The sequence below is a fragment of the Spongiibacter sp. C9W genome, from assembly GCF_057370015.1.
In genome coordinates this window covers 3,084,094-3,095,903 of sequence record NZ_CM170672.1, presented here as the reverse complement: position 1 = coordinate 3,095,903, position 11,810 = coordinate 3,084,094, and the positions used below count along the sequence as shown (strand labels likewise).

Sequence of the window (11,810 nt, the reverse complement as noted above, 5' to 3'; positions counted from 1 at the left end):
TCAGGACCCGCATGCCAGACAGCAACCCCGTACACATTCAGGTTGAAAGCGAGTTTCTCGCCGACCAATCCGCACCGGAAGAATCGCGCTACGCCTTCGCCTATACCATTACCATCAACAATACCGGCGACGAGGCCGTGCGCCTGCTCAACCGCCACTGGATTATCACCGATGGCGACAATCAGGTTCAGGAAGTGCAGGGCGAGGGCGTGGTCGGCAAACAACCACTCATCGAGCCAGGCGAGTCCTTCAGCTACACCTCGGGCGCCGTTATCGACACCGCTGTCGGCACGATGGAGGGCAGTTACGAGATGATCAGCGCCTCTGGCCGGCGTTTTATCGCCCCCATCGGCATCTTCTCCCTCGCCCAGCGCTCGGCGCTGCACTAAGTCGCCCGTGGCGCGCTACGCAGTTGGAGACTTGCAGGGATGCCTACAGCCACTGCTGTGCCTGCTCAATGAAGTTGCCTTTAACCCTGCCCGCGACGAGCTTTGGCTCGTTGGCGATCTGGTCAACCGCGGCCCCGACTCGCTAGACACCCTGCGCTATCTGTACCGCATTCAAGACAGCGTAAAGGTCACCCTGGGTAATCACGACCTCCACTGCCTGGCGCTGGCCCGCGGCTTCACTCAAAAAGGGCGTCACCCCAGTCTGGAGGCCTTACTCAAGGCTCCTGAGCTCGCCACGCTGATGGACTGGCTACAACAGCAGGCGCTGGTGCTGCGCAGCGATGACGGGCGCTATGTCATGAGCCATGCCGGGATACCGCCGCTATGGAGCACACAGCAGGCACTTGCGCTGTCGGCAGAGCTGGAAAGCACTTTGCGCAACCCCACTGACGCGGCCCGGTTTTTCCACCACATGTACGGCAACGCACCCGCCCTCTGGCACGACGACCTACAGGGCCATGACAGACTGCGCTGCATTACCAATTACCTGACCCGCATGCGAATTTGTAGCGAGCAGGGTGAGCTGGAACTGACATTCAAAGGCGCGAGGCAGGACATCCCGCCGCCCTACCGCCCCTGGTTTGAATGGCCGCAACCGGCGCGCACCGAAATACAACTGTTCGGCCACTGGGCCGCGCTGGAAGGCCGCACCCACAACCCTAACATCATTGCCTTAGACAGCGGTTGCGTCTGGGGACGGCACATGACGCTGCTGAATATGGAGAGCGGCGAGTATCACCGCTGCGACTGCCCCAGCCATTAAGCCCCCACTTCCCAGCAACCAAGAAATAGCGGAGTATGCCACTCTATGGACATCTATTTAGTCGGCGGCGCAGTCCGCGACGAACTGCTGGGTTACCCCTTCCATGAACGCGACTGGCTGGTGGTCGGTGCTACACCCGAGACCTTGCTCAAACAGGGTTATGAGCAAGTTGGCAAAGACTTTCCGGTGTTTCTACACCCCGAAACCAAAGAAGAGTATGCGCTGGCGCGCCGAGAGCGCAAAACCGCCGTGGGCTATCATGGCTTTCAGTGTGAATTCGGCCCGGAAGTCTCCCTTGAAGACGACTTACTACGCCGCGACCTGACCATTAACGCCATCGCCAAAAGCGCTGCCGGCGACATTATCGACCCCTACAATGGCCGCAAGGATATTGAGCGTCGCCTGCTTCGCCATGTTTCACCGGCCTTCAAAGAAGACCCCTTGCGTATCTTTCGCGTAGCGCGCTTTACCGCCCGCTACGCCCACCTGGGCTTCACAATAGCCGATGAAACCCGCGCGCTAATGCGCGAAATGTCGACGCCGCAAGAGCTGCAGGCCTTAAGCCCGGAACGCATACTGGTAGAGATCAACAAGGCGTTAAGTGAACGCACACCCTCCGCCTTCTTTAACGCGCTACTGGACTGCCAGGCACTACCTACCTTGTACCCCCAATGGGCCTCCAGCCTGGACCGCGACCTGCTCGATGCACTGAACACATCCGCCGGCGCCTCACTCCAGGGCCCTGAGGTCCGCTTTGCGCTGAGCTGCAGCAAGCTCGACACCACCGCCTGTACTCAATTGTGCAAACAGCTCCACGCCAGCAAAGCGGCCAGCAAGTTGGCACAGCTCGGCGCGAGCTTGCTGCCACTCTCTACGGCACTGGGCAGTCAGCCCAGCGCAGAGTGTGTGTTGGCGATACTGGAGAAGCTGGACTATCTGCGACGCCCACAGATATTGATGGAATTTTGCCAGCTTGCCGACCTGCGCGGCGAAAACGGTGACTACCTGAATTTACTGACTCAAGCGGCTGATAGGTTGGCGAAAATTAACGCTCAAGACTTTATCGCTAAGGGGATAACCGGCGCCGCATTGGGCAGCGCCCTGAGAAACGCCCGACTGGACCAGTTGCAGCAGCTTATCAACGAGGCTTAATCAGGCGCGATCACCGCGCTCGATCACAATGCCAACTTCCTCGGCGTAGTGCAGCGCGTCGGGCTTGGCTAACCGCAAGCGCAACCACGGCACACCAAATTCTTCGCGCACCAGCGCGGCGCAGCGCTCAGCGAGGGTTTCCACAAGTTTGAATTCACTGCCGCGAATAAACTCGCACAGACGTTCGCTTATGGCCTGATAGTCCAGCGTCAAGGCAATATCTTCGGAGGCCGCGGCAGCGCGGATGTCATAGCCCAGTTCAAGGTCCAGAATCACGGTCTGACGGTGCGCACGCTCGTAGTCGTGGATGCCAATAATGGTATCCACCTGCAACCCACGCACATACACAGTATCCATGACGACTAGCGCTCCAAACCCGGCAATTCATTCATTGGCCAACGCGGCTTAACCTGCACCGCCAGCGTTTCGCTCTGCCCCGCCAACAGGCGACAACAACCGGCGTAAGCGATCATTGCACCATTATCGGTACAGTAAGCAGGGCGCGGATAATACACAGCTGCGCCAATTGTCGCCAGCCGCCCCTCCAAACGCTCACGCAGCGCGGTGTTGGCACTCACTCCGCCAGCAATCACCAGGCGCTTCAAGCCCTCCTGCTTCAGTGCGCGCAGGCATTTAATCGTCAGCGTGTCGACCACAGCCTCCTGAAAAGCGGCAGCAATATCGTTGCGATCGCCGTCGCTTAGCTGCCCATCGGCCCGGCACTCGGCCACGGTATTTAAGGTGTAGGTTTTCAGGCCACTAAAGCTGAAATCTAAACCGGGGCGATTGACCATTGGCCGGGGAAAGGTAAAGCGGGACACATCACCTTGAGCAGCGGCCTTCGCCAACTGGGGGCCACCGGGATAGGGAAGGCCGAGCATCTTCGCGGCCTTGTCGAATGCTTCGCCGGCGGCATCGTCCAGCGACTCGCCTAACAAGCGATAGTTACCAATGCCATCCACACGAACAAGTTGCGTGTGACCACCAGACACCAATAACGCAATAAAAGGAAACTCCGGCGCGGTGTCCTCTAGCATGGGCGCCAATAAATGCCCTTCCATATGGTGTACCGCCAATGCCGGCACGCCCCAGGCGTACGCCATTGCGCGCCCGGCGCAGGCGCCCACCATCAGTGCGCCGGCAAGCCCTGGGCCAGCGGTATACGCCACAGCATCGATATCGCTGCCACGCAAATTGGCGCTATCCAGCACCTGTCGCACCAGCGGCAGCAATTTGCGAACATGGTCTCGGGACGCCAATTCGGGGACGACACCCCCAAATTCCGCATGCAGCGCAATCTGGCTATAGAGCGCATCGGCCAACAAGCCCCGCTCACTGTCGTAAATCGCCACACCTGTTTCATCACAGGAGCTTTCTAGTCCCAGTACCCGCACAGCCTACCTATTTGCTCCACCGATTGAGCGCGCATGATACTGATTTCCACACAATGGCACCAGATAAGGCGCTTTTTACTTTGCATTTTCACAAATGAGCGTTTAGAATTCTGCGCCCTTGGAGTGCCACCTTTAGTTATTGGGTGGACCGATTAGAATTCATTGCCAAATATTATCAGGACAGGTTTAACGAATGCCTTCAGTCAAGATCAAAGAAAACGAGCCCTTTGATATCGCTCTGCGCCGCTTCAAGCGCTCTTGCGAAAAAGCCGGTGTACTCGCTGAGGTTCGCCGTCGCGAATTCTACGAGAAGCCCACAGCGGTTCGTAAGCGTCAGGCTGCGGCGGCGGTTAAACGCCACGCGAAGAAAGTCTCTCGCGAAATGAAAAAGCAGCAACGCCTCTACTAAGTTGCTCAGCGGGTGCGGCAAGCACCTGCTTTCAGTGCGACAACGCGCTACCATAAATGGGCGGCTAAAAGCCGCCCGTTTTTGTGCCTGACACATTTACCTATTCCGCCCCACTGCAGAGGACTGACACCATGAGCCTTAAGCAATCGCTGACTGACGCCATGAAAGCGGCTATGCGGGCGAAAGAGAAAGAGCGCCTGGGCGCTATTCGCTTGGTACTCGCTGAATTCAAGCGTATAGAGGTGGATGAGCGCATTGAGGTCGACGACGCGCGCGGCCTGGCCGTGCTCGACAAAATGTGCAAACAGCGTCGCGACTCCATTAGCCAGTATGAAGAAGCCGGACGCACAGAGCTTGCCGAGCAAGAGCGCTTTGAAATGGCCATCATTCAGGAATTCATGCCCGCGCCGCTCAGCAACGAGGAGCTGGACGCACTGATCGATAAGGCTATTGCCGACAGCGGCGCGGACTCCGTCAAAGCCATGGGCCAGGTGGTCGCACTGGTCAAGCCCGCCGCCCAAGGCCGCGCGGACATGGGCAGCGTGAGCCGCAAAATCAAAGAGCGGCTCAGCCAGTAATCGCCAGCTGGCTAGCCGAGCACGTGCCTGCTAGGCTAGCCATTCCGCCTTCGGAATAACGCCAGTGGCCGCAAAAGGACGCATCCCGCAATCTTTTATCGACGACCTGTTGTCGCGGGTGGATATTGTCGATGTTATTAATCGGCGCGTATCGCTAAAGAAGACAGGCCGCAACTACACTGCCCGCTGCCCGTTTCACGAAGAGAAAACCCCCTCTTTCAGCGTTAACCCCGACAAGCAGTTCTACTACTGCTTTGGCTGCGGCGCGGCCGGCAATGCCATTGGCTTTATCATGGACTACGACCGCCAGGACTTCCCCTCGGCGATCGACAGCCTCGCCCACAGTGCAGGCCTGGAAGTCCCCCGCGAAGAGCTTAGCCCCCAGCAGGCACAGCGCCAGCAGCGCCGTAAAACGATTTACGACGCCATGGAACAGCTGGCCGCGTTCTACCAAAACCAGCTGCGCCAGCACCCTCAAGCCCAACGCGCCGTCGACTACCTAAAACAACGCGGCCTCAGCGGGCAAATCGCCCGCGACTTTGGCATCGGCTTCGCACCGCCGGGCTGGGACAATGTACTAAAGAGCTTTGGCAGCAACGACGAGTCACGCCAACAACTGCTGGATGCCGGCATGCTGGTGGAAAAAGAGGACAGCGACAAAGTCTACGACCGCTTCCGCGACCGCATTATGTTCCCGATCCGCGACAACCGAGGCCGCGTCGTCGCCTTCGGTGGTCGCGTACTGGGCGACGACAAACCCAAGTACCTGAACTCTCCGGAAACCGACATCTTCCACAAAGGCCGCGAGCTCTATGGCCTCTATGAAGCCAGACAGTACAACCGCCAGCTCGAGCGGGTGATCATTGTCGAAGGCTATATGGATGTGGTCGCCCTCGCGCAGTACGGCATTCGCTGCGGCGTGGCGACCCTGGGCACCGCCAGCAATAGCGACCATTTGCGCACCGCCTTTCGCTACTGCAGTGAAATCGTGTTTTGCTTCGACGGCGACGACGCCGGCCGCCGAGCGGCGTCGCGCGCGCTGGAAAATGCGCTGCCCACTATGGAAGACGGCCGCCGCATTCGCTTTTTATTCCTCGCCGAGGGCGAAGACCCCGACGACACCGTCAGACGCGTCGGCGGCCCTGGCTTTGAAGCACTGATCGCCCGCGCCGCACCGCTGGAGGAGTACTTTTTTGACGCCTTCAACGACCACCTTGACCCCGCCACCCTCGAGGGCAAAGCGGCACTCGCCAAGCTCGCCACACCGCTGCTGGTTCAATTGCCAGACGGCGTGTTTCGCGAGCTTATGTTCGATGAGCTGGCCAAACGCAGCGGTCTAAGCCGCGCCGCACTCGACAAATTGCGCGAGCGCAGCGAGGCAGAGGCCCAGAGCACGGCGCAACCCGGTACCGCTGACGAAACACCCTCCCCCGAACAGCGCCAACCGAAAAACACGGACACTGAGCGCCTGCTCGGCAGCCTGCCAGACAATAAGCGCGACCCGGCGCTGTTCGCACTGGCTATGCTGCTGTACGCCCCGGGAACCATCGCCGCCTCCACCACCGCACTGAAGGCCGCGCCGCCCTCGCGCACGAGCGAGCTGCTGGAAGAAATATTATCCCTGCTGCAAAAACGCCCGGAGTCCTCCACGGCCATGCTGCTCGGCCACTGGCACGGCCAGCCGCAATATTTACTGCTGACCGAAGCGCTAAAAACCATCGAACTGCTGGGCGCCACCCTGGATGACCAGCGCGCCAAAACGGCTTTTTTTGACACCCTCAACTACTTCGAGGAGCGCCAGCGCGATCGCGACCTAAAAGCCCGCCTGGAGAGCCTTCGCGAGCGCGACGAAGTCGACAAAGGCCCCGACGGCAACTACGCTGAACTCAGTGATGACACCAAAGCTCAGCTCAAACACGTACAGCAACTGCTGGCCAATAAACACCAGCGCTAAGCAACGGCGGTAGAAATAGACAGGCAATTCTGAACAGAGCCTGTTTTTGCTGGTCGTAGACCATACAGCTGAGGTATAATACGCGGCTGTTTTTTCACCTGCACCTACGAGTATTTTGCAAGAATGAATGATTCCACTCATCAATCGCGCCTCAAACAACTCATTGCCAAAGGCAAGGAGCAGGGATACCTGACCTATTCCGAGGTTAATGACCACCTTCCCGAGGACATCTCCGATCCGGATCAGGTTGAAGAAATCATCCAGATGATCAACGACATGGGCATCCAGGTCTTTGAGCATGCGCCGGATGAAGACACACTGATCATGACCGGCGGCGACTCCTCTGACGACATCGCCGCCGCCGAAGCTGCCGCCGCACTGGCCGCAGTGGAAACTGAAACGGGGCGCACCACCGACCCTGTTCGCATGTACATGCGCGAAATGGGCACTGTCGAGCTGCTGACGCGCGAAGGCGAGATCGTTATCGCCAAGCGCATCGAAGAAGGCATCCGCGATGTGATGGCCGCACTGGCCTACTACCCAGGCATCGTCCCAAGCGTACTGGCTGAGTACGACAAAGTTGCCGCCGAAGAGCGCCGCTTGGGCGATATCATGAGCGGCTACCTCGACCCCGCCGACAACGTGCCCTCGCCGCAGGCGCAGGCCGCTGCCGCAGCAGAGTCCAGCGATGACGATGAAGAAACCAGCTCTGGCCCCGACCCAGAAGAGGCTCGCGTCCGCTTCACTGCCTTGCAAAAACAGCAAGACAAAGTCGAGAAGAGCATTGCCAAACACGGTCGCTACAGCAAGCAAACCGCGAAAGAGCTGGCGGCACTGGGCGAACTGTTTAAGTTCTTCAAACTGACGCCCTCCATGTTCGACCCGCTGATTGAAGAAGTGCGCACCACGCTCAGCTCAATTCGCGCGCTCGAAAAAGAAATTATGCTGATCTGCGTGAAAAACGTCGGCATGGATCGCAAGGAGTTTATCCGCAGCTTCCAGGGCAACGAAGCCAATGCTGACTGGGTGGACGAGCACAGCAGCAAATACCCGGCACTGGCCGACTACAAGCCGACGCTGGCGCGCATCCAGTCGCGCATTGCGGCCATTGAAGAGCGCCAGGACCTGACAATTTCCGACATTAAAGAGATCAACCGTCGCATCTCTATCGGCGAGGCGCGAGCGCGTCGCGCGAAGAAAGAGATGGTTGAGGCAAACCTGCGTTTGGTTATCTCTATCGCGAAGAAATACACCAATCGCGGACTGCAATTCCTGGATCTGATTCAGGAAGGCAATATCGGCTTGATGAAGGCCGTAGACAAATTCGAATACCGCCGCGGCTATAAGTTCTCAACTTACGCCACCTGGTGGATTCGTCAGGCGATTACCCGTTCAATCGCCGACCAAGCGCGCACTATCCGTATTCCTGTGCACATGATCGAAACCATCAACAAGCTGAACCGTATTTCTCGGCAGATGCTGCAAGAGATGGGCCGTGAGCCGACCCCAGAAGAGCTGGGTGAGCGCATGGAAATGCCTGAGGATAAAGTTCGCAAAGTGCTGAAGATCGCCAAAGAGCCGATCTCCATGGAGACGCCAATTGGCGACGATGAAGACTCGCATCTGGGCGATTTCATTGAGGACACCACGATCTCCTCGCCGGTAGACTCGGCCACGGGTGAAGGCCTGCGCGAAGCAACCAAAGATGTATTGGCAGGGCTTACCGCCCGCGAAGCCAAGGTGCTGCGCATGCGTTTCGGTATCGATATGAACACCGACCACACTCTGGAAGAGGTTGGCAAACAATTCGATGTTACCCGTGAGCGGATTCGTCAGATTGAAGCCAAGGCACTGCGTAAACTGCGTCACCCTACGCGCTCAGATCATCTGCGCAGCTTCCTCGACGAGTAAAGCTCTGTAGCGGCGGCTCCTGCGAGCCGCCCTTGTCAGCCCCGAAAACAGCGGAAGAACGACCTTGTTAGCTCGCACATTACGCCATGTTACCGTTTGCCTGACGCTCGCTATTACCGCTTGCGGATCAACGCCGGAAGAAGCACCCGCTCCGCCAGTTATGGATGAGCATGCAGTGCAAGCAAAGCAGCTGGAAGAGGCCCTGCAAACCGCAATCAACTTCGTCAACAAAGGTCATTTTTACGTGGCCGAAGACCAACTCAGCACCCTCGCACACGAGCCGCGCAACGCCACCCGCATCCGCCAGCAAGCACTGAGTTACCTAACCCTGCTTTACCTGAACAAAGACAACCCACGCGCCAGCACCGCGCGCGCCACCCGCAGCCTGGATCAGCTCAATGTGTTGCATAACGGCCGTCAGAACGAACAGACCGTATTGTTTGAAGCACTTGGCTATGCCCTTGAAGCTCGAATTTTGCTGGAGCAGGCCCAGCGGCAGGCAGACATTTCTCAGCAGCGCCAGCAACAGCTTGAGCAAGAAATTGAAGCCCTGCAATTGGCCTTGGACAAGCTCCGCCAGCTGTCGCTGCAATAACGCCCTACTGCCCCGCGCGTCGTAAATAAAGCGCCAACTGCTGCTCAAGTACACTGGTGTCTTCTTCGGTTCGCGCAAGCATAATCGGCACGGACCGCCACTGACCGCCTCGCAGCTCTGACAAAAACTCACCAACGCCTTGCTCGTCGGCATGTGGCCCCACCACAAATAACTGCCACGGCCGCTCCGCCAGCATACTGCGCGCCTGTTCAACCGACTCCGCTTGATACACTCGCCAATATTGCGCACCCGGCGACTTGGCGATCACCTTCGCCAGCACTCCACCCTGCTCCAACAGCATAAGGTTCCCGGCCGCGCCCGCAGGAATCAGCTCGCGCACCGCCGCCGTCAGTTCGTCGCGCTCCACAGGTTTCACCAGATACTCATTGGCCCCCAGCAACAGGCCGAGGTCGCGCTCGTTCAACATCGACTGCATGAGCACCGGCACCGAGCTCAGCTCTACGTCACTGCGCAGCGCATGCAGCACTTGCCAGCCATCCATAACCGGCATCATCACATCGAGTACAATCAGGTCCGGGCGCTGCTGGCGAGCCTGCGCCAAGCCATCTGCACCGGAGCTAGCGAGGCGCACACCGTAGCCCTCTCGCTGCAGGTGGCGGCGAACAATCTCCTGAGTATTACTGTCGTCATCAATAACTAGCACATCGGCCAATTCCTCGCCGACCACCGCGGCCTGCATCGCGCTGCTTTGCTCACCGTTAACAGGCAGTTTAAGCAAAAAGCGGCTGCCCTCCCCCTCGCGACTCTCCGCGCTCAGGCTGCCGCCCAGCAGCTCGGCAAATTTGCGCGAAATGGTTAAGCCCAGGCCTGAGCCGCCATATTGTTTCGTTGTCGACAAGTCAGCCTGCACAAAAGCGTCGAAGACTTTTTCCAACTGCTCCTGGCTCATACCAATGCCGCTGTCAGAGACTTCAAAGCACAGCTCGTCGGGCGCCTCTTGCTCCGCCCAGACTTTCAAGCGAATATCGCCACCGCGGGTGAACTTGGCAGCGTTACTCAGCAAATTCAGCAACACTTGTCGCAAGCGCGTGACATCAGTGCGCAGCGGTGTTTCCTCCACGTGATAACTGCAGTGAAGGCGGTTATTATTTTTTGCGACCAATGGCTGAGCGGTTACCTCAACATCGCGCAGCACCGAGGTGAGTTCCACCGTCTCCCAAAACACCGCCATGCGGCCGGACTCGATCTTGGATATATCCAGTACATCGTTGATCAACGTAAGTAAGTGCTTACCGGCCAGCTGCACCTTCTCTAAATCCGCTTGAAGCTGCTCGGCCGGGAGCTGAGGGTCGTCCTCGATCTCCTCAAGCAACATCTCCGAATAGCCAATAATCGCGTTCATCGGCGTGCGAAGCTCGTGACTCATATTCGCCAGAAAACCGCTTTTCGCCTGGTTTGCAGCATCGGCGCGGCGGCTGGCCTCGCGCACCCGCGCCATGGCATTGCGCAGGTTGGACGCCATCTCGTTAAAGGAGGTTGCCAACTGGCCGAATTCGTCATGCCCCATATCCGCAATGCGGTAGTTAAAGTTGCCGCTACCCCATTCAGCGGTGCCTTTCTGCAATTGGCGGATAGAGCGACGGGTATAGCGCGTCATGTAATACCCGAGTACGAAGGTCACGATCAGTGCCAGCAAAAACACCGCCAGCGCCACTTTGTTAGTGAGGCTGACAATGTCCTTCAATTTGGCATTGATCTCATCAGAGCGAATAAGGAGCAGGAGTTCGTTTTCGCTCAGCTGACGGCTGATGCGCAGGTAATACTCCGCCAACTCACTGGGGGCCTGCAGGGCCTCGGCATCGCCGTCACCGCGCTCTGTCGCCATCACATAGCGCTGCCACCCATCCAGCAGCGTATCCACGCGCAGCGGCGCAAAATCCTCAGGCCGCATAAATTCCTTCAGGTCGCGACTAAGCTGGCGCTGCAAAGCGCGCAATTGCTCAAGGGCCTGCAAAATCTCGTTGCGCTCATTTTCGCTCAATTGCTGGTTGGCTGCAGACTGATTAAGCGCTTCGACCACGCGCATTTTTCGCTGCAGGCCGTAGAGCTGCTGGCTGAAGGCATTCATTTCTGCCTGGGTATTGATCACGCTTTGCAGCAGCCAGACATTGCGGCGGCGGCTATCGTTGCCCCACACCTGCACGAGTACGCTGCCAAGAGACAGCAGCAAAATTGCGACGAATGAAAAGGTCAGGCGGCGTGTAAAACTCATTCGCCGGACCCGAGTAAGGCATCAATCTTCGAGAGTAAGCGAGGCAGGTCGACCGGCTTAGTATCGTAGTCGTCACAACCCGCCTCCATTGCCCGCATCCGGTCGTCGGCCATGGCATGAGCTGTGAGCGCTATTAATGGAATGCCCTGCAGCGCCGGATCGGCCTTCATTTCTCTGGCCACCTGCCAGCCATCTTTTACCGGCAAGCTCATATCCAACAGCAACAGGTCCGGCCCATGCTCCCGGCTCATATCAATACCTTGCTGGCCATCTACCGCAAGCAACACGTCGTATCCGCGACGCTGCAAACGCCGGCTCAGCATATCCCGGTTCATTTCATTGTCTTCTACCAACAACAGGGTGGCCATATCA

At 58.2% G+C, this 11,810-nt stretch carries 12 protein-coding genes; 8 read left to right on the top strand and 4 right to left on the bottom strand.

What is annotated here, in order from left to right; genetic code table 11:
- Nucleotides 1-11: 11 nt before the first annotated feature.
- Genes apaG through AC2Q8J_RS14685 form a run of 3 tightly spaced genes read left to right on the top strand, consistent with a single transcriptional unit; the run spans nt 12 to nt 2,364 of the window.
- The gene (apaG, locus tag AC2Q8J_RS14695; protein ID WP_027874255.1) at nt 12-389 is read left to right on the top strand and encodes a Co2+/Mg2+ efflux protein ApaG; all 378 of its coding nucleotides are present in this window, start codon (nt 12-14) and stop codon (nt 387-389) included.
- Nucleotides 390-396: 7 nt separating this feature from the next.
- On the top strand, nt 397-1,212 hold the full coding sequence (locus AC2Q8J_RS14690; RefSeq protein WP_424145836.1) for a symmetrical bis(5'-nucleosyl)-tetraphosphatase: 816 nt from the start codon (nt 397-399) through the stop codon (nt 1,210-1,212).
- Between the two features lie 45 nt (nt 1,213-1,257).
- Entirely contained in the window at nt 1,258-2,364 is a 1,107-nt protein-coding gene (locus tag AC2Q8J_RS14685; RefSeq protein ID WP_486451651.1) for a tRNA nucleotidyltransferase/poly(A) polymerase-related protein, read from the top strand.
- Here the strand turns inward: AC2Q8J_RS14685 and folB are convergent, their stop codons facing one another.
- Together folB and tsaD are read right to left on the bottom strand one after the other, a co-directional pair.
- The gene (gene folB, locus AC2Q8J_RS14680; protein ID WP_204996671.1) at nt 2,365-2,721 is read right to left on the bottom strand and encodes a dihydroneopterin aldolase; all 357 of its coding nucleotides are present in this window, start codon (nt 2,719-2,721) and stop codon (nt 2,365-2,367) included. It abuts the gene before it with no gap.
- Between the two features lie 5 nt (nt 2,722-2,726).
- The gene (tsaD, locus tag AC2Q8J_RS14675; RefSeq protein WP_286696138.1) at nt 2,727-3,758 is read right to left on the bottom strand and encodes a tRNA (adenosine(37)-N6)-threonylcarbamoyltransferase complex transferase subunit TsaD; all 1,032 of its coding nucleotides are present in this window, start codon (nt 3,756-3,758) and stop codon (nt 2,727-2,729) included.
- Nucleotides 3,759-3,951: 193 nt separating this feature from the next.
- On the opposite strand from tsaD, the gene rpsU reads away from it, so the two are divergent.
- The 5 genes from rpsU to AC2Q8J_RS14650 all read left to right on the top strand — a co-directional run bounded on the left by rpsU (nt 3,952) and on the right by AC2Q8J_RS14650 (nt 9,205).
- Nucleotides 3,952-4,167 carry a 30S ribosomal protein S21 gene (gene rpsU / locus AC2Q8J_RS14670; RefSeq protein WP_027874250.1) on the top strand — a complete coding sequence of 72 codons (216 nt, stop codon included), beginning with the start codon at nt 3,952-3,954 and terminating at the stop codon, nt 4,165-4,167.
- A gap of 131 nt (nt 4,168-4,298) precedes the next feature.
- Entirely contained in the window at nt 4,299-4,745 is a 447-nt protein-coding gene (locus tag AC2Q8J_RS14665; RefSeq protein ID WP_486451650.1) for a GatB/YqeY domain-containing protein, read from the top strand.
- Nucleotides 4,746-4,809: 64 nt separating this feature from the next.
- The gene (gene dnaG / locus AC2Q8J_RS14660; RefSeq protein ID WP_486451649.1) at nt 4,810-6,699 is read left to right on the top strand and encodes a DNA primase; all 1,890 of its coding nucleotides are present in this window, start codon (nt 4,810-4,812) and stop codon (nt 6,697-6,699) included.
- A gap of 123 nt (nt 6,700-6,822) precedes the next feature.
- Entirely contained in the window at nt 6,823-8,610 is a 1,788-nt protein-coding gene (rpoD, locus tag AC2Q8J_RS14655; RefSeq protein WP_204996667.1) for an RNA polymerase sigma factor RpoD, read from the top strand.
- Between the two features lie 175 nt (nt 8,611-8,785).
- Complete coding sequence (locus tag AC2Q8J_RS14650; protein ID WP_486451648.1) at nt 8,786-9,205, top strand: hypothetical protein; 420 nt, start codon at nt 8,786-8,788, stop codon at nt 9,203-9,205.
- A gap of 4 nt (nt 9,206-9,209) precedes the next feature.
- Here the strand turns inward: AC2Q8J_RS14650 and AC2Q8J_RS14645 are convergent, their stop codons facing one another.
- Together AC2Q8J_RS14645 and AC2Q8J_RS14640 are read right to left on the bottom strand one after the other, a co-directional pair.
- Nucleotides 9,210-11,438, bottom strand: coding sequence for an ATP-binding protein (locus AC2Q8J_RS14645; protein WP_486451647.1), 2,229 nt, complete (start codon nt 11,436-11,438; stop codon nt 9,210-9,212).
- A complete protein-coding gene (locus AC2Q8J_RS14640) occupies nt 11,435-11,806 on the bottom strand; it encodes a response regulator (protein WP_204996664.1) in 372 nt (123 codons plus the stop codon). The genes AC2Q8J_RS14645 and AC2Q8J_RS14640 overlap by 4 nt, the downstream gene beginning before the upstream one ends.
- Between the last annotated feature and the right edge of the window lie 4 nt (nt 11,807-11,810).